18 protein-coding genes are annotated in these 24,699 nt (G+C 55.6%); 7 read left to right on the top strand and 11 right to left on the bottom strand.

The genetic code is table 11. The features are described from left to right. Window positions 1-108 precede the first annotated feature (108 nt). The 5 genes from WKR14_RS03030 to WKR14_RS03010 form a co-directional block, all read right to left on the bottom strand. Window positions 109-1,563, bottom strand: coding sequence for an MBL fold metallo-hydrolase RNA specificity domain-containing protein (locus tag WKR14_RS03030; protein ID WP_045283178.1), 1,455 nt, complete (start codon window positions 1,561-1,563; stop codon window positions 109-111). Window positions 1,564-1,683: 120 nt separating this feature from the next. Continuing rightward, window positions 1,684-2,925 carry an organoarsenical effux MFS transporter ArsJ gene (arsJ, locus tag WKR14_RS03025; protein WP_339087350.1) on the bottom strand — a complete coding sequence of 414 codons (1,242 nt, stop codon included), beginning with the start codon at window positions 2,923-2,925 and terminating at the stop codon, window positions 1,684-1,686. Between the two features lie 11 nt (window positions 2,926-2,936). Continuing rightward, window positions 2,937-3,950, bottom strand: a complete 1,014-nt coding sequence (locus WKR14_RS03020; RefSeq protein ID WP_339087349.1) for an ArsJ-associated glyceraldehyde-3-phosphate dehydrogenase — start codon at window positions 3,948-3,950, stop codon at window positions 2,937-2,939. Between the two features lies 1 nt (window position 3,951). Beyond that, entirely contained in the window at window positions 3,952-4,986 is a 1,035-nt protein-coding gene (arsB, locus tag WKR14_RS03015; protein ID WP_101054790.1) for an ACR3 family arsenite efflux transporter, read from the bottom strand. Between the two features lie 65 nt (window positions 4,987-5,051). Further along, window positions 5,052-5,387: an ArsR/SmtB family transcription factor gene (locus WKR14_RS03010; RefSeq protein ID WP_028779633.1), complete on the bottom strand. Its 336-nt coding sequence runs from the start codon at window positions 5,385-5,387 to the stop codon at window positions 5,052-5,054. Window positions 5,388-5,983: 596 nt separating this feature from the next. Here WKR14_RS03010 and WKR14_RS03005 point away from each other — a divergent pair. The 5 genes from WKR14_RS03005 to WKR14_RS02985 all read left to right on the top strand — a co-directional run bounded on the left by WKR14_RS03005 (window position 5,984) and on the right by WKR14_RS02985 (window position 11,795). Beyond that, a complete protein-coding gene (locus WKR14_RS03005) occupies window positions 5,984-6,163 on the top strand; it encodes a hypothetical protein (RefSeq protein WP_039034429.1) in 180 nt (59 codons plus the stop codon). A 3-nt stretch (window positions 6,164-6,166) separates the two neighbouring features. Further along, entirely contained in the window at window positions 6,167-7,663 is a 1,497-nt protein-coding gene (gene putP / locus WKR14_RS03000; protein WP_100143042.1) for a sodium/proline symporter PutP, read from the top strand. Window positions 7,664-7,768: 105 nt separating this feature from the next. Beyond that, window positions 7,769-8,911 (top strand): glutamate 5-kinase, encoded by a 1,143-nt coding sequence (gene proB, locus WKR14_RS02995; RefSeq protein ID WP_093982026.1) that lies wholly within the window; start codon window positions 7,769-7,771, stop codon window positions 8,909-8,911. A gap of 46 nt (window positions 8,912-8,957) precedes the next feature. Continuing rightward, window positions 8,958-10,205: a glutamate-5-semialdehyde dehydrogenase gene (locus WKR14_RS02990; protein WP_165564446.1), complete on the top strand. Its 1,248-nt coding sequence runs from the start codon at window positions 8,958-8,960 to the stop codon at window positions 10,203-10,205. A gap of 984 nt (window positions 10,206-11,189) precedes the next feature. Beyond that, on the top strand, window positions 11,190-11,795 hold the full coding sequence (locus tag WKR14_RS02985) for a histidine phosphatase family protein (RefSeq protein WP_101056741.1): 606 nt from the start codon (window positions 11,190-11,192) through the stop codon (window positions 11,793-11,795). Here the strand turns inward: WKR14_RS02985 and WKR14_RS02980 are convergent. The 6 genes from WKR14_RS02980 to WKR14_RS02955 all read right to left on the bottom strand — a co-directional run bounded on the left by WKR14_RS02980 (window position 11,765) and on the right by WKR14_RS02955 (window position 18,628). Beyond that, the gene (locus WKR14_RS02980) at window positions 11,765-12,049 is read right to left on the bottom strand and encodes a hypothetical protein (RefSeq protein WP_101056720.1); all 285 of its coding nucleotides are present in this window, start codon (window positions 12,047-12,049) and stop codon (window positions 11,765-11,767) included. The genes WKR14_RS02985 and WKR14_RS02980 overlap by 31 nt on opposite strands. A gap of 10 nt (window positions 12,050-12,059) precedes the next feature. Beyond that, on the bottom strand, window positions 12,060-12,992 hold the full coding sequence (locus WKR14_RS02975) for a sensor domain-containing diguanylate cyclase (protein WP_165564444.1): 933 nt from the start codon (window positions 12,990-12,992) through the stop codon (window positions 12,060-12,062). A 361-nt stretch (window positions 12,993-13,353) separates the two neighbouring features. Next, window positions 13,354-13,488 carry a hypothetical protein gene (locus WKR14_RS02970; RefSeq protein WP_339087347.1) on the bottom strand — a complete coding sequence of 45 codons (135 nt, stop codon included), beginning with the start codon at window positions 13,486-13,488 and terminating at the stop codon, window positions 13,354-13,356. Window positions 13,489-13,617: 129 nt separating this feature from the next. Beyond that, a complete protein-coding gene (locus WKR14_RS02965; RefSeq protein WP_101056723.1) occupies window positions 13,618-13,971 on the bottom strand; it encodes a DP-EP family protein in 354 nt (117 codons plus the stop codon). 20 nt (window positions 13,972-13,991) lie between these two features. Then, a complete protein-coding gene (locus WKR14_RS02960; protein ID WP_339087346.1) occupies window positions 13,992-17,246 on the bottom strand; it encodes a winged helix-turn-helix domain-containing protein in 3,255 nt (1,084 codons plus the stop codon). 95 nt (window positions 17,247-17,341) lie between these two features. Then, complete coding sequence (locus tag WKR14_RS02955) at window positions 17,342-18,628, bottom strand: acetyl-CoA hydrolase/transferase family protein (RefSeq protein WP_039034996.1); 1,287 nt, start codon at window positions 18,626-18,628, stop codon at window positions 17,342-17,344. Between the two features lie 424 nt (window positions 18,629-19,052). On the opposite strand from WKR14_RS02955, the gene WKR14_RS02950 reads away from it, so the two are divergent. Next, window positions 19,053-21,773, top strand: a complete 2,721-nt coding sequence (locus tag WKR14_RS02950; protein WP_339087345.1) for a hypothetical protein — start codon at window positions 19,053-19,055, stop codon at window positions 21,771-21,773. 165 nt (window positions 21,774-21,938) lie between these two features. Then, window positions 21,939-24,650 carry a hypothetical protein gene (locus tag WKR14_RS02945; protein WP_339087344.1) on the top strand — a complete coding sequence of 904 codons (2,712 nt, stop codon included), beginning with the start codon at window positions 21,939-21,941 and terminating at the stop codon, window positions 24,648-24,650. Window positions 24,651-24,699: the final 49 nt, after the last annotated feature.

Here is a 24,699-nt window from a genome sequence, read left to right as displayed (position 1 = left end):
GCACCAACAATAAAAACGCTCCTTTATTAAGGGGCGTTTTTATTTGTTAATGGCAAAGATAAAATAACCCTGTTTAATTCTCTGAAGCTGTTAAGCCTGACAACACACTTAGCCCACAACCCAGCTCAGTTCGGGTAAACGGCTGAGATCCAGCTTGTCGCCTTCGGTCGCTATAGCCGAGGCCTGAGGTCTGGGCTTGGGCTGCACGCCGTCGGCATGTTCCAGCACACTCAGGAGTTGCCGCTGGGCATCCGGCTCACCGTGAACCAGAATAAGTGGCGGCGCGCCCTCAAACTCACGATACCAGCGCAGCAGTTCGGCCTGATCCGCATGGGCCGACAACCCACCGACTGTGTGAATTCTGGCGGCGACATTCACCGAATTACCGTTGATGGTAAGCTCACTGGCGCCATCAACCAGCAGCCGCCCGGGGGTTCCCAGTGCCTGAAAACCACAGATGATAATGTCGCACTCGGGCCGCCACAGGTTGTGTTCCAGATGACAGCGGATACGACCGCCGTTACACATGCCGCTGCCGGCAATAATGATAAGCCCCTGGTGTACGTCGTTGAGTTCCATCGACTCTTCGGTACTTTGGATAAACTCTATTCCAGACAGCAGCGGGTGCTGCCCGGGGTGTTGATGCACGAAACGCTTGAAGTCCTCGTCCATCAAGGGATAGTTATTGATATACACCTTGGTGGCCTCTATGGCCATGGGGCTGTCGAGGCAGATTTTCCAACGTGACAGATCCCACTCCCCGGCATAAAGGTGAAACAGATACAAAAGCTCCTGCGCCCGGCCAACCGAGAAGGCAGGGATCAGGATATTGCCGCGGCTCTCACTGATGGCTGTCGCGAAGATCCCCTTGAGTTCTTCCAGAGTCGCCTCCCAACTCCGGTGCAACCTGTCGCCATAAGTGCTTTCCATCAGCACCAGATCGGCCTGTTGGATCAGCGTAGGATCTTTGAGGATCGGCATACCGGCGCGGCCAAGATCGCCACTGAACACCAGTTTTTTCTGGGTGTTGCCATCATTGATCCACAGCTCCAGTAGCGCCGACCCCAGAATATGGCCGGCATCACTCAAACACAGGGTCACACCGGGAATGGGATCCAGCTTGGTGCCATAGTCCAGTGGAATAAAGCGGGTCAGTGCCAGTTCGACATCTTCTTCGGTGAACAGCGGCTCTATCGGCTCTAGATCTTGCTTGGCACGTTTGCGGTTCTGCCGTTCGGCATCACGCTGCTGCAACATGGCGGCATCCTTGAGCATGATGGCGCACAGATCCATGGTGGCCTTATGGGTGTAGATTGGGCCGCTAAAACCCTGCTTCACCAGCAGGGGCAAGCGCCCAGAATGATCGATATGAGCGTGACTCAACACCACGGCAGTCAGGGATTCAGGAGCAAAGGGAAAGGCTTCATGGTTACGCAATTCATCCTGCCGCCCTCCCTGAATAAGACCACAATCCAACAACAAACTTGCATCGTTGACCCGCAACAGATGGCAGGAACCTGTGACTTCCTGGGTAGCACCCCAAAACTGCAAGCTCATGGACATAACACTTCCCTCTTTGAAACAATTCAATACAGCTGCGGAAATAACTTTACCGCACCTCTAAGCCTATGCCCTTATGGGAAAAAGTGACACTCCCTTATAGTCTAATTTTGCAATGGATCATTACGCCTCATACTCTTGGGGCAGACCACGGGAGATAATCAGAGTCAGCAGTAACATGGCGCTGGAAACCCAGAGACAAGCCTCCAGCCCCCACCACTGAAACAGCGCACCGGAAAGCACTGTGCCCAGCAAGCGCCCGGCGGCATTGGCCATATAGTAGAACCCCACATCCAGGGATACCCCATCCTCGCGGGCATAACTGACAATCAGAAAACTGTGCAGCGAAGAGTTCACCGCAAACAAGGCTCCGAACAGCAACAGGCCACCGATAAGCCAGACGTGGGAGTATTGGCTATCAAGCCCAAGGGCGATAAGCGCGGGCACCAGAGCGAGCAAGCCGCACCAGAAGAGCGCCGCCGCCCGTCCCGGCAAGGCCGAGCCTTTATGCTTGCCGGCTGTCTTGCCGTCAGTCCTGGCGGTCAGTCTGGGTGCCAGGGCCTGCACCAAGCCGTAGGCGATAATCCAGCCGGCCAGAAAGCCCCCCACCTGCCAGTGATCCCAGCCAAATTGGCTGGCCAGATACACAGGCAAGGCCACCACAAACCAAACATCTCTGGCAGCAAACAGAAACAGCCTGGCCGCAGAGAGAATATTCACTGCCCGGCTTTTGGAAAACAGCTCACTGAACTTGGGCTTATTCTTGGCCAGGCCCAGTTCCGCCTTGAGAAACAGCAGCGAGCTCAACCACACCAAGGTCAAAACAGCGGCCATGGTGGCAATGGCACCGGCAAATCCCAGCAGGCTAAGCAGGGCGCCGCCGAGGAAGAAACCTATTCCTTTGAGGGCGTTCTTGGAACCGGTCAGCAACGCCACATAGCGATACAGGGTCTGTCCCGCCTGAGCCGCATCCTTGGGTACCAGAGTCTTAATGGCACTCTTGGCACTCATCTTGTTGAGATCTTTAGCTATCCCCGACAGCGCCTGGGCCGCCATTACCCAGGGAATGGTCAGCCAGGCCTGAGGCACCAACAGCATGGCCAGCGCCACTATCTGCAGCCCAAGGCCGATATTCATGGTGCGGTTGAGCCCCAAACGGGCGCCGAGCCAGCCGCCCAACAGATTGGTTACCACACCGAAAAACTCATAGAAGAGAAACAGCATGGCAATGGCCAGCGCACCGTAACCCAACTGATAGAAATAGAGCACCACCAGCATGCGTAGCGCACCATCTGTCAGGGTAAAGGCCCAGTAGTTGCCGGTGATCAGCAGATATTGGCGCAGCGCCGGACTCATTTCAGCCATGGTGTTGTCCTTCAGGCATCCCGGTCCAAACGGCCCACCATCAGCGCCAACTCGGCGGTGCGATTGGCATAACCCCATTCGTTGTCATACCAACAGTAGAGTTTGAGCTGAGTGCCGTTGATCACCATGGTGGACAGCCCATCCACTATGCAGGAGCGGGAATCTGTCTTGTAGTCCACCGACACCAGCGGCCGCGACTCGAAGCCGAGAATGCCCTTGAGTTCAGTCTCGGCCGCCTGTTGCAACAAGTCGTTGACCTGTTGCTCTGTCACTGTTTGCTCCAGTTCAAACACACAGTCGGTCAGTGAGGCGTTGGCCAGCGGCACCCTGACCGCATGGCCGTTGAGGCGGCCTTTCAGCTCAGGGAAAATATGGGTAATGGCGGTGGCACTGCCTGTGGTGGTCGGGATCAGGCTCTGGCCACAGGCGCGGGCTCGGCGCAGATCCTTATGGGGCGCATCCAATATGGTCTGGGTATTGGTGATGTCGTGGATAGTGGTCATGGAGCCATGGCGAATGCCGAAGTTCTCATGGATAACCTTGACCACAGGCGCCAGACAATTGGTAGTACAGGATGCGGCTGTTACTATCGGATGCCTGGCCGGGTCGTAACTCTGATGATTCACCCCCATCACCAGGTTAGCGACACCGTCCTCTTTCACCGGCGCTGTAACCACCACACGTTTCACCCCTTGATCAAGATAGGCTTGCAGCAGCGCCTTGGTTTTCATCTTGCCCGAGGCTTCGATCACCAGATCGCATTGAGACCAATCGCTGTCTGCAATGGCCTGATTGCGACTGGTCACTATCCGCCGACCGGCTATGACTATGGCACTGCCCTCATGCTCGACTGGGTGCGACCAACGGCCATGAACCGAGTCAAACTCCAACAGATGCGCCAGGGTGGCGGCATCACCTGCAGGGTCGTTGATCTGCACAAATTCGAGTTCCGGCCAATCCCAGGCAGCCCTCAAGGCCAGCCGTCCCATACGGCCAAAGCCGTTAATTCCCACCTTTATTGTCATCTCAATTCTCCGTTAATTTTTTGGCCGCTGCCCAGTTACTGCGGCTACGGTTGGCAAATGCCACCAGGGACAGCATCACAGGCACTTCCACCAGTACCCCAACGACTGTGGCCAGCGCAGCTCCCGAGTGCAGACCAAAGAGGGAGATAGCCACGGCAACCGCCAGTTCGAAAAAGTTGGAAGTGCCTATCATGCAAGCCGGAGCGGCTATGCTGTGGGGCAGGCGCAAACGCTTCGCCAGCCACCAGGCCAGCAGGAAAATACCGTAAGTCTGCAGTAACAGTGGAATGGCGATCAGCACAATATTTTGCGGCTGGGCCACTATGGTTTCGGCCTGCAGTGCAAACAGCAGCACTACCGTCAGCAGCAGCCCCAATATCGACCAGGGTTTGAGCCTGGACAGCAAGGCCGTGATTGCCTCTGGTCGGCTATTGAGGTGTTTGCGGGTCAATACCCCGGCTAACAAGGGCAGCAACACATACAGCGCCACAGATAGGATCAAGGTTTCCCATGGCACCTGAATATCACTCACCCCCAGCAGCAGCGCCGACAGTGGTGCGAAGGCAAAAATCATGATCACATCATTGACCGATACCTGCACCAGAGTGTAGTTGGCATCGCCCCGGGTCAGTTGACTCCAGACAAACACCATGGCGGTACAAGGAGCGACTCCGAGAAGGATCATCCCGGCGATATACTCCTGCGCCGTTTGCGGTTCGACCCAGGGGGCAAACAGAAAACGAAAGAAGAGCCAGCCAAGCAGCGCCATGGTAAAAGGCTTCACCAACCAGTTGATCACCAGCGTCAGCAGCAATCCCTTGGGATTTCGGCCAACATCCTTGATAGCGGAAAAGTCAATTTGCACCATCATGGGATAGATCATCACCCAGATAAGCACGGCGATCACCAAATTGACATGGGCGTATTCCAGCGCCGCCACCGCGGTAAATACACCCGGCGCCAAATAACCCAGTGCTATCCCAGCTAAAATGCACAGCCCTACCCACAGGCTGAGCCAACGTTCAAAAATTCCCATACATCCCCCTCTCCGATCCCCCGGCGGTTAACTTCCGGCGCTCAAGTGATAGATTTCGGCCTGTTTCAACAGCAAGCTTGCGGCCTCGAGGCCATAGCCTCCAGCCGAGTCAGCTCATCAGCAATAAAGCCAGGGTTGGCCGTCAGTGTGTCCCGCAGCAACTGCTCGCACCAGGGTGCCAGTTCGGGGCTGAGACGATAAAACACCCATTGGCCCCGGCGTCTGTCCTGCAGCAGCCCCTGAGTTCGCAGCTGCGCCAAATGACGGGAGATCTTCGGTTGACTCAAGGCCAGGGCCTCAGTCAACTCGCAGACACAAAGCTCTCCCTGCTGCAGGATCAACAGCAGACTGCGCAGCCGGGTTTCATCGGCCAAGGCTTTGAAAAAAATGGTTAGTTCCATGATAAGCACCACTCCTTAAGGCCATTAGTCGGCCTGCCATACATCTGCCGTTTCAGTTGGCCACTCAAATGAGCATCTTCAGTAACCTGGAGAATATATGGATAAACAGATATGTGCTAAATCATATATAAAAACACCTATAGTTCAAGCGCTATTTTGAGGAGTCTATCGGATTGGAATTGGAGATCTGGCCCAGCGATTGCGCTGGGTTGCAACTGTTCATTTAGCAGAGTCAGGTACTGTCGTAAATTAATTTTAAACTCTAATTATTTCCGGCTTATTTCAGAGCTTGATTGCAAAACAGTTATAGCTCAAATCGAGATCTTATCGCTTGTCTTATAATTGCATGCAATATATTAAAAATTGAAAAGATTAAGTTTTATCAAAAATAAGCGAATGATTTTTAATGAAAAACATACAAGACATCAAGTCATAACCCAGTGAATCACTCAGATAGAAACTTGATCATTTTCTGATAAACATGAATAATATCGTTCGAACCAAAACCATTTGAACACTAATCAATTAATTGGTTAGCCTTCAAGTGGTTTTTCGCTAGTCCCACTTTAGCTGAAACTTAAGGAAGGAGAATCACGATGAATGCCAACAGCTCACAGGAGTCTGACAGTCATCTTTCACGCTACCAAATCAGCCTCAGAGATAAAGCCAAGTACCTGATCCAATTAGGGTGTTTCTGGCTCGTACTCTCAACCTACCTGTACCCATTCTGCAAACAAAAACTCAATCAAGCCTTCAGTGGCAATAACGGGCACTAATCTATGGATTATTCGAGTTATATCTCTTTGGCCATCTACTTTGTGGTCATGTTGGCGATAGGCCTGTTTGCCTATCGCAATTCTACCGATGATATTTCGGGCTACATTCTCGGCGGCCGTCAGGTCAGCCCTCAGGTCACGGCGCTGTCGGCCGGCGCTTCCGATATGAGTGGTTGGATGCTGATGGGTCTGCCTGGCGCCATGTTTGTTATCGGCTTCGACACCATCTGGATTGCGCTGGGCCTGCTTATCGGCGCTTGGTTCAACTATCTGCTGGTGGCGCCCAGGCTCAGGGTTTATACCCAGGAAGCAGATGACGCCCTGACTCTGCCGGACTTTTTCAGCAAGCGCTTCGAGAAGAAAAACGGCTCGGTGCGGATGATTTCTGCAGCGGTGATCATACTCTTCTTTACTCTCTACACCTCTGCCGGCCTGGTCGCCGGGGGCAAACTGTTTGAATCCGCCTTCGGCCTGAGTTACCAGCTTGGCCTGGTGATCACTGTCTCAGTGGTGGTGGCCTACACCCTATTGGGGGGCTTTCTGGCCGTCAGTATGACCGACTTTGTGCAGGGCTGTATTATGTTTGTCGCCCTGGTGATGGTGCCTATAGTGGCTTTTCAGGAGTTCAACAATGGCACAGAGATGATGGCGCAGGCCAATCACACCATAGTGCCTCTGTCTGAATCTGTGGAGAAAATGAGCCTGCTGGCGATTGTTTCCAGCATGGCCTGGGGACTGGGCTATTTCGGGCAACCCCACATCATAGTGCGCTTTATGGCAATTCGTTCGGTTAAAGATATCAAGACGGCCCGCAACATAGGCATGAGCTGGATGTTGGTGACCATACTCGGCGCCCTGGCCACAGGCCTTATCGGTGTCGCCTATGTCAACAAGTTCCACCCAGGGCTGCAGGACCCGGAAACCATCTTTATTCTGTTCTCGGAAATTCTGTTCCACCCCTTGGTGAGTGGCTTCCTGTTGGCAGCGATTCTGGCAGCCATCATGAGCACCATCTCCTCACAGCTGCTGGTGTCATCCAGCTCGCTGACAGAGGATGTCTACCGCGCCGTGTTCCACAAGGACATAGACGAGAAGAAGCTGGTGAATATAGGCCGTTTCGGGGTATTTGCCGTTGCTGCCGTGGCCACCTTGCTGGCCCTGGATAGCAACAGCAGCATACTGTCACTGGTGAGTAACGCCTGGGCCGGTTTCGGTGCCGCCTTCGGGCCACTGGTGCTGTTCAGTCTGTTCTGGTCGAAGATGACCCACTCGGGCGCCGTCGCCGGTATTCTCACCGGCGCCATCACAGTGCTGCTGTGGATCCTGCTGCCGGTGTTGCCCGATGGCAAGACACTCTCCAGCGTGATCTACGAGATAGTTCCCGGCTTTATCATAAGCTCTGCGGCGATAGTGCTGGTCAGTCACTTTAGCCAGGATCCCTCACACTCAGTGCAGGAGACCTTCCACGCTACCCGGGAAAAGCTGCAGCAGGTCGGCTGATAGCTGGATAGTACAAATCCCGTTATAGACCCGGTGGCAGACGCCGGGTCTAGCTTCAATCCCCAATCCGCTTCGAAGTAACACCTCAAACAGGTTAAGGAAGTTATGAATAAGCAACCAAGGCAACGAATTGTTTTAAAAGTCGGCAGCGCCCTGATTGCCCCTGACAGACAGGGCTGTAGCTCGCGCTATCTGCTGGCCATAGCCCAATTCATTGTGCGCTGCCGCGCTAAAGGCATTCAGACCATACTGGTTTCTTCCGGCTCAATTGCCGCCGGAGCCCACAGATTTCCGCTCAAACCGGGCAGTGAAGCCAATAGCCCGGAGGCCCAGGTAGTACTGAAAAAAGCCATGGCCGCCGCCGGGCAGACTGAGATGATGGCGACCTGGGATAAGTTTTTCGACTTTCCCACGGCGCAAATTCTGCTGACCCATGGCGATCTACGCGACAGAGAGCGTTACCTGTCGATTAGGGAAACCGTGTTTACCCTGCTGGATCACGACATACTGCCGATCCTCAACGAAAACGATACCGTCACCACAGATGCACTCAAGGTGGGTGACAACGATAACCTGTCGGCCATGGTGGCGGCCGCGGCCGACGCTGATACCTTAGTGATCTGCTCGGATATTGATGGCCTCTACAACAAAAACCCGCATCTGCACAGCGATGCCGAGCTGCTGCCCGAGGTCAATAAAATCGATGCCGCCATCTATGCCATGGCCGGCGGCAGTCACAGCGATGTCGGTACCGGCGGTATGCGCACCAAGATAGAAGCGGCGGAAAAGGCCAGCTCCCACGGCATTGATACCTATATAGTCAACGGCTTCAAAGAGGAGAGCTTTAATGCCCTGTTGTCGGGCCGCAATCCCGGCACCCTGTTCCGGGCATCCGAAACTCCGTTGCAGGAGCGGATGCATTGGCTGACCCACACTGTCAGGGCTCAAGGGGAAGTGATAGTCGCCGCCGATGAGGAGATGGACAGCGCCAAGAATTGCGCCGAGCTTTCCAGCAATGAAGTACTTGAGGTCAAAGGTAACTTTGCCGCCGGTGATACCATACTGCTGCGCAGCGACGACGGCACCCGTCTGGCCAAGGCCCGCAGTAACTACAGCAGCAGCCTGCTGAGTTTTATCGCCGAGCAGGAAGACCCTGAACTGGCCGACAGCTTCACCGACAGCCTGGGCGGCATAGTCTCGGAAAAAGATATCGCCCTGCTCAGTAAAACGCCGCAACTGGAGAAATAGCAGCGGCCCGCCAGCAGAGTAGCGCAACGAACAAAGGAGGACCCAAATGAGTCTGATAACCACACTGGCAAGCTCAGCGGCCAAGGCGGCCAGGGAGCTGGCACTCATAGATACCCAAACCAAAAATCAGGTGCTGAAAGCGATGGCCCGGGCGCTTCTCGCTGAAAATGACAATATTCTCAAGGCCAATGAGGAAGATCTCCTGGCGGCCCGCAGCGCAGGTCTCAGCGAAGCCATGCTCGACCGTCTGACCCTGACGCCAGAGCGGATCGCCGCCATGGCCAGTGGCATTGACACCATAGTCGAGCTGGATGACCCCGTGGGTCAGCGCCGCGAGCTGGGCCGCCGCCCCAACGGTATTCAGATAAGCAAGCTCAGAGTGCCGCTCGGGGTAGTCTGTATGATCTATGAGGCGCGCCCCAATGTGACCGCTGATGCCGCAGCGCTGTGTTTCAAATCGGGCAACGCGGTAATACTGCGCGGCGGTAAAGAGGCGCTCAACTCCAGCCTGGCGATAGCCAAAGTGCTGCACAAAGTGCTGCAGGAGTTCAAACTGCCGACCGCGCTGGTATCCGTGGTGCCGGATCCCGACCGCGCCCTGATGCTGGAACTGTTGCAACAGCGCGACTATATCGACCTGGTGATCCCAAGAGGCGGCGAAGGCCTGATCAACTTTGTCAGCGACAACTCTAAAATCCCGGTTATCCAGCACTTTAAAGGCGTTTGTCACCTCTATGTCGACAGAGATGCCGATGTGGAAAAGGCGCTCAACCTGCTGCTCAACGGCAAGACCCAGCGCACCGGTGTCTGTAATGCCCTGGAAGGCCTGTTGGTACACAAGGATATCGCCAAAGTCTGGCTGCCTATCGCCGCTCAGGCCTTGGCCGACAAGGGGGTGAAGATCAATGCCGATGAGAAGGCGGCCCCCTTCTTCGACCAGGCCACTGTGCTGACGGAAGATGAGTTCGGCCAGGAATACCTGAACCTGGAAATAGCCGTACGCCAGGTCGACTCGCTGGCGGATGCCATGGAGCATATCGCCCGCTTCGGCAGCCACCATACCGAGGTGATCTGCACCGAAAGCCAGCAAGCGGCGCAACAGTTTCAGCAAGGGGTCGATGCCTCTGTGGTGATGGTCAACGCCTCATCGCGCTTCAGCGACGGCAGCGAGCTTGGGCTCGGTGCCGAAATCGGTATCGCCACCACTAAGCTGCATGCCTACGGCCCCATGGGACTGGAATCATTGACCACGGAGAAATTCCTGGTCAATGGCACAGGTCAGACACGCGATTGAGGAAGGGTTTGGCAATAGCGGGGCTTATTTCCAAACCGCTATTGCCTTATAAACACAAGAGATTATCTGCTACATAGCGAGCCCTGGCAGTGAGGCTAATATAGCTTCAGGCCTCAATGCAGCCCATCACCTGCGGTGCGCCTTTCGCACAGGCTCCCCTGTGACATGGCGAGAGTTGCGCAGCAACGTGCTTACGAGCGAGATCAAGAGATGGCAACTTGGCTGTTATGCATTGAGGCATTTGAACCACAACTTTAGGCCGCTGGCACAGCGGCTAGCATTGCTTTCAGCTCAAAATAGCCAAATAACATAGATTGAACTTCCAGCAACGGATGTCTCCCATTGCCTGCCGCAGGCTTATGCACAGGCGATCCTGTGACTCGCTGCGAGTACATCCCTGTAAGCTCTGCCTCGCCATCCCGGGCTCGGAAGGTCACAGTTCCGCCTGTGCCTGGAAAATAGGCGTATGTTTGCAGCTTTAAACGACTCTGTGTGGAAAGAATTACACCTCCTCTCCCCCTCGGCTCGGTGTCGCCGAAAGCCGTTGGCACAAATAACGTGGCTGAGGGCGAATGCTCGCCGGTGGCGAGTGGCTTATGAACGCGAGCCAAGGAAGGCGAGCAGGCCTTTATCCATGGAAGGATTTTGATGCCGAAGCAGCGCCAGTCGAATCAGGGGCGAGTGTCGCCTAGCGACCGGCTACGAGCGAGAGCCAGGGATGGCGAACTGGCCTTTGTGCATGGATGCACTTACACCACGACTTTAGGCCGCTGGCACAGCGGCTATCATAGCTTCAGGCAAAAACTAACCAATGACCTTGGGTTTATCTGCTGGCTAAGCTGCAGCCCATCACCTGCGATGCAGATGGCCTGGAAGCCCATGGCAAGTGAGTCACTAGTATTCAGTCCCAACTTGCTCCTTCCGCAGCCGGGGAGTACCCTCTTTCGCAGCCAACCGTTTAAGCAGTATCGGGAATTGACCGCCATGCCAAAGGAAATATTTATACTACGCCACGGCCAAACTGAATTTAATGCCGCCGGTAAGCTGCAGGGACACTGTAACTCACCGCTGACCGAACTCGGCAGGGCGCAGGCAAGAGCTTATGGTGTTGTCTTGCAACAACGGCTGCAATCGGCAATAAATCCTGAACACGAATTTCAGCTGGTTTCCAGCCCGCTGGGAAGGGCCATGGAAACGGCGACTCTGGTGGCAGAGGTACTTTGCCGGGATCCCGGCGCCATTATCGCCGAGCCCAGGGTGATTGAATGCGGTTTAGGTGAATGGGAACAGACCCGGGTCGCCGATATCCACGCCGCCAGACCCGAGCTTGCCGGGCGCAATGACTGGTATCTGCAGGGCCCGGGCGCAGAAACACTCCCCCAGGTGCAACAGCGGCTGGCACATTGGCTGACCGATCCAGCAACCCCGGAGCGGGTGATCCTTGTGTCGCACGGCCTGACAGGGATTATCCTGCGCGCCCTGTTGCTGGGCCTGGATGATAAGGCACTTTGGCGTCAGGACAAGCCTCAGGATGCTCTCTATCACTTTCACAGTGAGACTCAGGAGAGACTCAAACGCATCTGTTGCTGACACGCCAACCAGTCGAAGTGGGCCAGCAAGGCCTGCAAATAGCGCAGCTCTTCCGCCGGGAGTTGCCCCTCAGCCGCTGCTATCTGTTGTAAGTCGCTCAGCAGCTGTCTTACCAAAGGCTCGGTGCAATAGCCCTTCCACAGTCTCAGGGCGGCTTTTTTCGGCGAATGGCAGTAGCGCCGCAGCTGAATATCGACAAACCAGTCGGCCCGCTCCCGGGCGCTGGGCATCAGCGTCATCACATACCAGTTCATCCTCTCCTCCTCAGGCGGATAACTTAATCCTGTCACGGCCATCGCTCTTGGCCCGGTACAGGGCTGTGTCCGCCGCGCTGAGCATGGCCTCGGCGGTGCGGTACTGGCCATTGATCTCAGTGGCAATCCCCTGGCTGACACTGACACAAACCTCACGGCTCAGCCCCAATTTGACGAAGTCCAGGCTACGAATGGCCTCGGCTATTTGCTCGGCCACCACCCAGGCCATGGCGCTGTTGAATCCGGGCAACACCAGGGCGAACTCCTCACCGCCAAAACGCGCCGCCAGACACTGGGGCGAAGGCAACGCGGCAGCTATGGTCTTGGCCATCAATTTCAGGCATTCATCCCCCATCAGGTGACCATGCTGATCGTTGAACTGTTTGAAATGGTCGGCATCTATGATCAAGGTGCTGATGGGCTTGTGCTTATCGACGCACTGCTGCCACTGGCGCTCCAGTGTCTCGGTAAAAGTGCGGCGATTGGCCAGTCCGGTCAAATAGTCGGTCGCCGCCAGGGTGGACAGGCGTTTAATCTCATCCCTGTGACCGCTGAGATCATGCAAACCAATCACAAACAGCGGCAGCAAGCCCTGAATAAAGGAAAGCGACAGATTCACCGGCAGCTCGACCCCATCGACACGTCTGAGCAATACCTCCCAGGGGCCATGTTGCAGCGGTACCTGACGACCGTATTGGCTGCTGAACATGCTGGCATAGCGGCTACGGTAAGGCGCCGCCAACCAGGTATGCCAAAATTCACCGGCAAAGGTTTCGCTCTGATCACCCAGCAACTCGGCCGCCGGAGAGTTCACCGCCAACACTTTACCCTCACCATCGGCCAGCACCATAGGTTGCTGCATGCACTCAATCAGGGTCGCCAGAGCCTCGCTGTCACACTCACACTGACTAAAACCAGCTTCATTGTTGTAGGGGCTTGCCATGCTGTTCTCCCTCCCGACCTGCGGGTTGTTCAATTTCGACAGGGATAACTCTAGCGCGTACGTACAAGGCTAACCTTCTGATAAGCTTACGATGTAATTAATTGAAAAATATCGTTAATAATTCAAACCTTCTGTAGGCAGGAAAGGCGTTCAACCACAAAAATACGGCAATGATTGGCAACCATAGGAGCTTTTCGGGCGGGAAAGAATCCCCCGTTCGGCACGATTCGGGGAAAATAGTTACTTTATATCCTTAGTGACAGCTTTAAGATTAGAGCCCCCACATTTAAACAAAAACAAGCAGAATATCTCACTTCTACAACTTGTTTCGTCAGGCTTATTTACGACTTCAGGATCCGGGCTAGGACAGTAAGAGTTGCAACTCGGCGTCATTCTTTACCGATGCCATCGCCAGAACGATCTCGGCCTGTGCAGCGGCACTCAGTGCCAGGGGAAAGCTTGCCAGCAGCGCGCTGACCATCAAAGCAATACGCATAACGACTCCATGTCAATTAGATCCACATGCCTTATGTGGAGAAGAAAAACTGATTGAGTGGCTCAGGTACAGAAGCCACCCAGATGAATGCAATCAAGCCAGATTGAAGTACTTGACAATAAAACTAACTCAGTTATTGCCAGTATTCACTATTTGAGGATCCTGGCTGGAAACCAATAGAGTATTGTTGCTGTTACTGAGGATCAGCCTAAAGCCTGTCTTGCCTACCACAGAATTGGTATCCATCAGTATCAGCATATCCGGCGCCTCGGTCTTGACCGCATCGATAATGCCGTCGAAGGGGGTATCGAAGGAGGCGCCAACAAAGGCCAAATCCATATCTGTCTTGTCCTGTAGCTTATAGATAATATGAGTGTTGGGCTTATCTACCACTACTGGGCCGTCCGGCTCATAGGCAAACTGAGGCACGCGGTTATCATCCAATGTAATAGTGACAATGATATTTTTTACGGGTACAGACATAGCTTCATCCTTGTTTTAGGTTAGTTTTTGAGGGGGTATTTAAATTGACGAAAACGATAACCAAGTGGCTCAAATTTAGCCTTCATTTTCAATAGTTCCTGTTGGTCATCAATGCAATCCAAAGCCATAGCATAAGGCGCGAGTATACGGGCATCACTATTCACAGTGACCCATGGTTGCAGACTTCGGCTGACTTTCTGGCAGTGAGTATAGGCAAAGCTTATATCGTTATTTAACATGGACACACTATAGGCGATTACAAGCCCAGCCTCGGCCAGGGCTCCCATATCCACAGTGCCCAAAACCGTTTTCTGTCCTAATGTTGTAAAAAACGCTTCTGCCAACAAAGCAAGCTTCTGAGCTTGCTGATAATCACCTTGTTCGAGCCGCTCATTGGCAGCAGCCAACCAAAAACGAGCCTCCAATTTAAGCTGCTTAGTCGAGGTTTCGCTTGACGGCTTACTGGCCAGATGCCCACTCAAAGTATTTAGCATGGCCGTTTTTTCTGTTGATGTCGGTAGCAAGCTAACCAGTAACACCTCAACAAAAGATTGCTGCATTCGCCAGCGCTCATTTTCCGGGTCGGCCTCAAGTGCGGCAGCAATAGCCCGACTGGCTTCCATTGCGCTATCTCTGGCCAGTTCGGGTTGCTGCACCGCTCTGTATAACTGAGCCAAGATCTCCAGATTCCCGGATAATCTATATAGCTGATAGGGTTCTCTCTGAGCATGCCGTTTTAACTCTTCGGCTATCTGCCTATGAATGGCGATGGCTACTTGAATATCCCCTTCAGCGCTGGCGGCACTGGCAAGCCAGGAGCGGGTATCGGCGACATCGGCCAAGAGCTGAGGGTCATCCGGCGACTCGGCCAGCGCGATCAGCTTGAGCCGCAGCGATTCCTCAAAGCCCTGGCGCGCCTTGCTGAACTCCTGCAGCGTCATCGACAATGACCCCAGAGAGTTATGGGCGTAGGAGAGTTCCATCAACGCTTCGCTGTTGTCCGGCGCCAGTCGGTACATGGCCTGACTGTGTTGCAGATAAGCCTCAAGCCAGGGGCGGGTGCCCTGCCAATCGCTCTGGTCATACTTGAGTTGCCCAAGCCAGAAAGCATTGGCGCCAAGAGTCTTTAACAGCTCCAGCTGATCTGTACTGCCGGACAGCAGTGGCAAGAGTTTGTCTCTGGCAGCCAGCAGCGCCTTTTCCGCTTCATCCACCCGGCCACGGGAATAGGCCACCTCACCCATGGCTTCCAGTGTCTGGCCATGGCGAAACAACGCCGCCTCACTCAGGCTGCTGTCGGCCTCGCGAAAATAATCCAGCGCCTTGTTGCTGACACCATCGAGCAGATCCATCCGGCCTATGCTGCGCAGCTTGTCGGCAAAGTCGCCCACCATAAAGCCCAGCAAGTCTTCTGCCGCCAGGCGCTTGGCCTGCGCCTGCTGCTCGGCTTCAACGCTGCGATAACTCATGAATACCGAGATGAGGGTCAAGAGGCATAAAAGCATGAAGGTCGCGCCCTTGAGGCGCCGCTGGCGCTGCCCTCTGGCGCTGGAGGCGGCAACATAGCTTTCGCTGACAGGATCCAGCTCAAGCAGGGGATCGTTTTTCAGCGCCAGCGCTTCGGACAGCGGCTTGCCCTGGGGCAGCAGAAAATCGCGGCTGCACTGCTGTTGCTGCCAGCGCCTGGCCTGATGGAACAGCCTGGCCTTGGCCGCCAGCCCTTCCCTGTGGCTATCTATCCAGTCTCTGGCCCTGGACCAACGTCTGAGCAAGGCTTCATGGGCTATGCTGAAACCGGGTTCGCTGTCCTCCAGATGGGAGACAAACAGCCGACTATCGACCAAGGCCTGAACCAAGGCGCGCTCGGCATCCGTGGCCAATTCGGAATATCTGGCGCTGCGACTGGTGACCGACTGCTCATCTTCCCTGAGGGTCACCAGCAGTGACAGCACCCGCGGCAGGGCCGCCCTTTGCGAGCTAGACAAGGAGGCGATGGCATCTTCGGCGGCCTGGCCTATAGCCCCGGCCAGCCCACCCAGGCGGTGATAAACCGCCAGTTGCAACTGGTTGTCGTCACTGCGCTGCAGATACAGGGCCTGCAGCATATACTGCAACATGGGCAGGGCATCCGGGTTACTGGCGGCCTCACGGCACAGCAGCTCATCCAAGCCCAGTGCCGATTCAGGGTCAAATTCCCAGCTCAAGCCTGCGGCTGCGGCCGGCAAACGTATCATCTGCAACAGTTCCTGACGGCTGGGCGGCAAGAGATCGAAATGGGCGCCATTGCCCTTGCCCGCCATCAAGCTGGGGCTGGCAACCACCTGAGGGTAGAATTCATTGCGACAGGCGCTGAGCAGCAATACGGCTCCGGAACGCGCCAGAGTGTCGAGCAGCGCCAGCCCCTGCTCACGGGCGGCGGCCGAGAAGCGCGGCGAAGACAGCAGCACTTCCAGACGGTCGACAAACAGGCCGAACCTGGGCTTCTGCCAATTTTGGGACGGCAGCGCCCGGCAGAGTTGGGCGCAGAGGCTGTCGATATCCTGCTCCAGGGCGTGAGCCAGCGTTTCGGCGCTGTAGCCTGCCAATACCGGCGCATCGTCCAGCTCCCAGTCGAGCATGGCGGCGGCCAACTCCAGCAGCAGTTGATCTTCGGCGACATCGGCCAGATCCAGTATCGAATAGCAGGCCAGGCCTATGCCATGAAAGCCCTGAGGCGAAGCCAGATTGGGCAAAATGCCTGCGTTAATCAGCGATGACTTACCGCTGCCACTGGGGCCAAGCAGCAAGCAAAAACCGCGGCCATGTTTAATCTGCCTGGCTATGCGTTCCAGTAAGGCGTTGATCTGTTCGCTGCGGCCGAAAAACACCCCGGCATAATCGGCGCTGAAGGGTTTTAACCCGGGAAATGGTGAGCCCTGGCTCCAGGCCAGCGACGGCAAACTGGCTTCGTGGCCGATGGGGAAACGGACATCGGCTACAACTCGATAGCCGCGTTTGCGGATAGTTTCGATGAAAGAAGGATCGCCGGCCTTGTCGTCCAGCGCCCGACGCAGCTGATTGATGGTCTTGTGCAGCGGGTTATCGCCCGTGTCGCTGCCGGGCCAACAGGCATCCAGCAGCTCATCGCTGCTGACTACCTCGCCGCTGCGACGACACAGGTACAGCAGCACATCCATGGCTTTGGGTTCCAACTGCCGCAAGCGCTTTCCCAGCCGCAAACTATTGCTGCCGGGATCGACCTGCCAATCACCCAAAAAGAAGCTGCTGTCGCTCATGGAACCTACCGCGATAAGAGATTGACCGCATCTTACCCGGTATACAAAGTTAACACCATGATAACAGTGTTAAGTTTTACCTAATGAGCGTTAACTCAAATACTCAAACCCCAGAGCTCGAATGTCTCCCGGCACAGGGATTCGCGAAAATCCGGATGCGCTATGTCGATTAAGGCTCTGGCCCGCTCGCGGATACTGCGGCCCCTGAGGTTGGCACAACCATATTCGGTGGCAATATAGTGCACATGGGCCCGGGTAGTCACCACCCCGGCACCTGGGCTCAGCACGGGCGCGATACGGGAAACCGCGCCGTTGGCGGCCGTGCTCGGCAGGGCGATAACCGAGCGCCCGCCGGGAGAGAGACCGGCGCCGCGAATAAAGTCCATCTGCCCGCCTACCCCGGAATAGATTCGGGTACCTATGGAGTCAGCGCACACCTGGCCGGAAATATCCACCTGCAGCGCCGAGTTGATGGCCATTACCTGCGGGTTGCGGCGGATAACCGAGGTGTCATTAACCTGCTCTATATCCAGAAACAGTACTTCGGGGTTGTCATCGACAAAGTCATAGAGGGCGCGGCTGCCAAGCGCAAAGCCGGTGACCAACTTCCCCGGATGCACCTTCTTGCGGCTGTTGTTAATCGCCCCGGAGCGATAAAGCGCCAGAATGCCGTCGGAAAACAGCTCGGTGTGGATCCCTAAGTTTCGTCTGTCTGCCAACTGCCCCAACACGGCATCCGGAATGGCACCTATCCCCATCTGCAGACAATCGCCGTCTTCAACCAGAGAGGCCACATGCTTGCCGATAGCCTGGCTGATGGCATCGGCTCCGGCCATGGGGTGTTCGGGCAGCGGCGAACTCTGTTCATACACGGCGGCAAAGCGGTCATAGGGTACAAAGCTGTCGCCATGGGTGCGCGGCATTTGCGGGTTGATATGGGCTATGATCCGGCCGGCCACATCACAAGCGGCGCGGCTGGCTTCGACACTGATCCCCAGTGAACAGTTGCCATGGCTGTCCGGCGGTGACACCTGTACCAGTGCCGTATCTATGGGTTGCTCGCCGGAGCGAAACAGCTTGGGCACCTCGGATAAAAAGACAGGCACATAATCCGCCTCGCCACTGGCCAACAGGGCGCGGGTCGGGGCGCCGCCAAAGAAACAACGATGGCGCAGATGGCCCTTGAGCTCGGGCACACTCAAGGCCTCGGCTTCCTCGGTATGCAGTTGCAGCAAGGTCAGGTTCTGCCGCGTCATGGCATGCTGTGCCAGCGCCTCCAGCAAGACTCTGGGCGTAGCCCCCATAGAGTGGGTCCAGATAAATTCATCATTCCCTATCAGGGATACCGCTTCCAGTGCACTGGAACAAACTCTTGGCGCCATACTGCTGCTTCCTTATTTTTATTTATACCGTTCCGTGACAGGAGTTTGATTGAACCAATGCCGTATTTATTTTCCCACACCCCACCTGATTGACTTGGGCTGTCCCATCGAGACGACTTCACCCAAGCCATGACAGGCTCCGCCGGTGGGAAAACCAACTCCTGTACAAAAAGGCCTTAACCCTAGCCAGTTGCTCTGTGAAGGGCAATCCCTAACAAACAACCTAAACCCCGCGACTGTGGAAAGTGAGCGCTACGCCACAGCAAACAGGTTGCAAACTGCGAGCCTCACAAAAATGCCACCGCGGCGGATAAGGCGTTTACCCTCAAGGTCTCAGTCGTTAGACTAGCCGGGCCCCAGGCTGCAGCTGCAAGTTCCACTGATTAGCTGTGCCCGGGCAGGACTCAAGTTTCAAGGAAGTAGTATGTCTCAATTCGACAAGACCCTCAGCGTCAGCCTCAATCCAGAAGATCCCGCCAGCATCGCCCTGGCACTGCAGCAATACCGGCAACACCTGAACGACGGCAGCGCCTTTCGGCTCAATGGCTCCTTGCTATTCAATATCGAGTTCGTCAATCAGCAGCTGCGGCCGCTTAACCGTGACGATGCCGGTGCCAACCGCCCTTTGTTGGAACACGCCCTCGATACTGCCCGCCGGGATCACAGACTCAGCTTTTACACCGAACCGGTACTCTTTGCCGCAGCGCTGAACTTTCCCGAGCTATTGGACGAGCTCAAGGCCACAGCCGAGGCCATGGTGGCCTTCTCCCGCCGCCGCAACGACTCCAGCGATCTCTTTATCGATGACTACAACGTCTTCGGGGTGGAAGCCCTCTACATGCTGGCCAGGCAATATCCCGAGCTGAGCCATTATCTGGCCGCCTTTCTGGTACCTTACTGGAACTTGGAAAGCTTCTACCAACCTGTGTTACTGCTGGGCAAACTGGTGGAGGAGTTCGGCTGGCGCCGCGCACTGATCCACGCCTATCTGCACTGCGACGGCGAGCAGAATCGCCGCTGCTTTTTCCAGACCACAGAGGGTGATTCAGTCAACCTCAGCCTACTGGAACATTTTGCCGGGCATCCGGACGATTACCCCTGGTTTAAGACGCAGCTGCTTAAACGTCTCGAACAAACGCCACTGCTGGCCTATGCCAATGAACAACCGCTTGAACAAACCCAGCCGGTACTGGAGTTCTTCTACAGTCTGGGCGACTGGCCGGTAGAGGCTGACATTGACGACATTGAACTGTGGCGGGATCGGGTCAAGCAGCAATTGATCTTGGGTCGCCGGGTAGAGGATGAAGCACTTTCCTTGCTGGCGCAGCTGAGCGAGCAGAGCCAACCTCTGGTAATAGTGGCAGAGGCCTGGCGGGAAGACGACCGTCATTGTCTATGGCAAACCGGGGAAGAGCAGGCTCTGGCAGAAGACTATGACTGGGATCAGTATGATAACGAGCCGGGCTCTGACTATGCCGAGCTATTTTATGACCTGGAAGAGCCGGAAGACTATCTCAGGATTGATGAGCTGGAAGAGCTGGATGCCGAAGTGGGAGAGGCGATGCTTTGCGCGCTGGCCGAACTGCCCAAGAGCCTTGGCGCCTGCGCCTATGCCGCCTATCGCCTGAGCCGCCTGAACTCGCCCCACAGCTTAAGCCCGGAAGCCGACAAGGCCAACGAGGCCGCGGCGCTGCTTCGCTGGCTGGCGCAGCAGCTGCCGTTACAGTTTCAGCATCATATCTTCTATGAGGGCGGAGAGTACCAAAAGAAAAGGCGTGAACATCGCCTTCTCAAGAGCTGGCTCACGGATATAGACACCGAGGGCGATGTTGCCAAGATGGCTCAAATTGCCTCTGAGATACTCTATACCAGTAAGGACGGAAAGCGTATTGCACTCTTGTGCTCCAATGGCAATAAAGGATTCCAAAACGGCTTGTTGGCGCTGTATTTCCTGCTCTGCGCCCCGGAGCTCGAAGCGCCGCAGTGGCAGGCATTGAAAACCCTGGCACAAAGGCATTGGCAGCTATGGCTGACGCTGGATCCGCTGCAACTGATTGAAAAAATTTATTATTGCTGGGCTGACTACGCCTTCTATCCCGCCATTGACGATGAGCATCTCGAGGCCGAATTGCGGCAAAACCTGCTCAAGCTGGGTGTCAGCGAGGCGCAGCTTGATGCTCATACCCTGCTGACAGCACAACAGGTGGCTGCCTATCGCCCGGCCGATAAACGCTTCTGGCAAGGTTATATCACCAGGCTTAGCCGGTTTGCCGAAGCCGACCCAGAGGATAACAGCATGATAGGCCGCCGCCTCTGGCAGCAACAGCAGCAGTTGTTGCAAGCGCTGGATTCTAGCCGCGAGCTGCCGAGGCTGAGCTTTTTTGGCCATCTCAAGGCCAACTTCCCCGAGACGCCTCTGCCGCAGGCGTTTTTCGAACTGTTTGATCTTTGCCTGCGGCAAAGCTTCAGCAAATCATTTACCGAAGAGCAGGCGCAAAGCCTCTGCCGCCAACTCAAGGCTTATCTGACATCGGGCGAAGGGCTTGAACCCTTGACGCCCCAAGCCACGGCCGAGTTGCAGGACTGGGCGCCTTGCCGCTCGGACGACCCCGCCGATGCGGCTGAGCTTAGCGACTTTGTCTGGCTATTGCCCGAAGCGCAAGGGCGAGGTTTGGCCCTGTTTCTCGCAGGCCTTGGAACCCAAAGCCTGTATTGGCTTCACCGGCCGAGTGTGGAGACGGCCTATGTCAACCACCTCATTGCCGAGGGTGGTCTCTCGATGGCGCAGCGCTGGGAAGATCACAGCGTAGGACACAAGCGTCACAGCGACTATGACACAGGGTTAGCCTTTCAGAGTGCCAAGGAAAACTGGGCCCTTGGCTGGCTGGACAGCATAGGCGTAGCGCCGCAGAGCACTGCCTATTTCGCCGTAAGCCAAGGCCGCGCCCCGGCACCCTTCCTCAAACATTTGGCCGATGAGGGCCGACTGCCGGAGACCTCGCAGCTCTTGACCATAGACGAACGTGTACGCCTGCTGAAGTTGCTGGCGCAAGCCGGGGCTGACGCCGAGCTTTTCAGCGCCTTCCTGCAAGACGAGTCTGCCGCGGTCCGGCAACTGGCCAAAGATTTGGCGCAAGGCTCTTAATAGCAGGCTCTTAAGGAAGACATTGATAAAACAGCAGTTGGGAATAACCCAATAAACGAGTAATAACAGGATAACTGCCACGCCCTGGCTCACGGCGCGATCGCCGGTTGTTTAACAGGAAGTGCCTTACAGGCAACGACCGGAATTTAATATCAAGGAAGCAATATGCCCCAGTTCGACAAAACCCTCAGCATTAGCCTCAAGCCACAAGATCCCGCCAGCATCGCCCAGGCGCTGCAGCAATACCGACAACACCTGCACGATGGCAGCGCCTTTCGTCTTGAAGGCTCCCTGCGGTTCAATATCGAGTTTGTCAACGAGCAACAGCAGCCACTCAGCAATGACGATGCCGGCGGCAACCGCAACTTGCTGGTGCATGCACTCAGCGCCGCTCGAGCGCACCACACCTTTAAATATTACACTGAAGCCGTGCTGTTTGCCGCAGCGTTGAACTTCCCCGAGCTATTGGACGAGATCAAGGCAACAGCCGAGGCCATGGTGGCCTTCTCCCGCAGTCGTAACGACTTTAGCGATCTCTTTCTCGATGACTACAACGTCTTCGGGGTGGAAGCCCTCTACATGCTGGCCAGGCAATATCCCGAACTGAGTCATTATCTGGCCACCTTTTTAGTGCCTTACTGGGATTTGGACAGCGGCTATACACCCGTGGAACTGCTGGGCAAACTGGTAGAGGAGTTCGGCTGGCGCCGCGAACTGATCCACGCCTATCTGCACTGTGATGGCGAACAGAGCCGCCGCTGTTTTTTCCAAACCGCCGAGGGTGATCCAGTCAACCCCAGCCTGCTGGAACACTTTACCGAACATGCTGACGATTACGCCTGGTTTAAGGCGCAGCTGCTCAAACGTCTAAAGCAAACCCCGCTGCTGGCCTATGCCGATGAACAAACGCTGGAAGAAACCCAGCCAATACTGGAATTCTTCTACAGCCTGGACGACTGGCCGGTAGAAGCGGAACTTGAAGACACTGAGCTGTGGCGGGATCAGGTCAAGCAGCAATTGATCTTGGGGCATAGGGTGGAAGATGAGGCGCTGGCGCTGCAGGATGCGCTCGGCGTTGAGCCCAAGGCACAGGTTGCCGAAGCCTGGCTGATGGACGACAGGTTCGCCCCCTGGCAGCAGGATAAGACAGATACCGGCAGTGCCCAGGCAGAGCAGGAAAGTGGCAAGAGCCCCGGGCAAACTCAAGGCAACTGCCAACTACCCAGCTTGGATGAGCTGCCTTTTTTCCTGCTTAGCCATACCTGCAAGCAAAGTGACTTCGCACAGTTGGATACAGCCATTGCCGATCGTCTGCAGGCGGCACTGGACAAGTTGCCGACTCACCTGGGAGGCATCGCCTATGCTTCCTATCGGCTCGGCCGCCCCGAGTGCACAGCGGCAGAAACCCAGGCGCTGCTTGGCTGGCTGGAGCAGCATTTCCTCACTGCCTATATGCGTGTCTTCAATCGGCATGGTGGCCGCTTCAACAACGATAATCCGCAGCATTTGATACTCAAGGCCTGGCTCACTGAGGCCAAGGAGCAGCAGGATGCTGACACTATGGCCGCCGTTGCCGAATCGCTACTTGGCAAGGATGGGGGAAAACGCGGAAGCCAGATAAGCCAGCGTCAAGCGGCCTACTGGTTGTTTTTCCCGGACGATGGTTTCCAGCGCGGCCTGCTCAGCCTGTTTTTCCTGTTAAATAGCCAACTGCCAGAGGCTCACACCGAACTGCAGATCCTGGCCCAGCGCCACTGGCAACTGCTTTTGAAACTGGCGCCTATGGTGCTTATCAGCCGCATCAGTCAGTTTTATGCAAACTATGAGGGATATGCCGCCATAGATGATCCGCAGACAGAGCAGAGCCTGCATCAAAAGCTGCTGACACTGGGAGTCAGCGAGGCGCAGCTGGATGCCCATACTTTGCTGCAAGACAGGCGCATCGCACGCTATGCGCCGGCCAACGAGCGCTTCTGGCAACGATACCTGGAGCGATTGGCAAGCTTTGCCGAAGGCGATCCAGAAGATAACAGCATGATAGGCCGCAGCCATTGGCTGGCTCAACAAAAGCTGTTGGATGCCCTCGGCTATTGCGATGAAACTGCCATGCTGGGGTTTATTGCCGATCTCAAGGCCTGTTTCCCGGAGCGCCCCTTACCGCAGCAAGCCTTTGAGCTATTTAACCTCAGCCTGCAACGCGGCCTGGAGCAGAAACTCAAACCGGCAGCGGCGAAGGCTGTCTATGACAAGTTACAGGCCTATTTGCAAAGCGGCGAAGGCCTGGAAAACCTGACACCACAAGCCTTGAAACTGCCGGTTCTACAAGGTTGGGATCCCTACAGCGATTATCGCGGCAAAGTTGGCGTGGCAGACTTTGTCTGGCTGTTGCCAACCGAGATGGGAGAGCGGCTGGCACTGTTTCTCAGCGGTCTTGGGAAGCGAGGGCTGCACTGGTTGGGCTGTCCTAGTGTCAGGGAAGCCTATGTCAACCATTTGGTTGCCGAAGGCCATCTGAATATGGCCGAGCGTTGGCAGGATGAAGCGCTTGGGCACTCAAGCATCGGCGATGTCGATGTGAGCCTGCAACTTGAAGCCGACAAGGAATTCTGGGCGCTACTCTGGTTGGATAGGATAGGTGTGACGCCACAAGCCACTGTGTATTTTGCCATGCACGAAGGGCGGCAACCTGAGTCTTTCATTATCCACTTGGCCAGCCAGCAGCGACTGCCGGATATGTCCGGGCAGTTGACCGCGGATGAGCGCAAACGCCTGCTGGAAATCATCGCCAACCATAATTTCCTCACCAAAGAAAACACTGAGCCATTCAAGCAAGACGAGTCGAGCGTCGTCAGGCGCATGCTGAATAAGTTGTTTTAAGATTAAAAAGGCGTTGCCGGTCAACGCAGTAACGCCTTTTTGAGATAGT

The organism is Shewanella chilikensis (assembly GCF_037953065.1).
GTDB lineage: Bacteria > Pseudomonadota > Gammaproteobacteria > Enterobacterales > Shewanellaceae > Shewanella > Shewanella chilikensis.
Note: the sequence above shows the minus strand (reverse complement) of the source record. Positions and strands in the feature narration are given on the sequence as shown.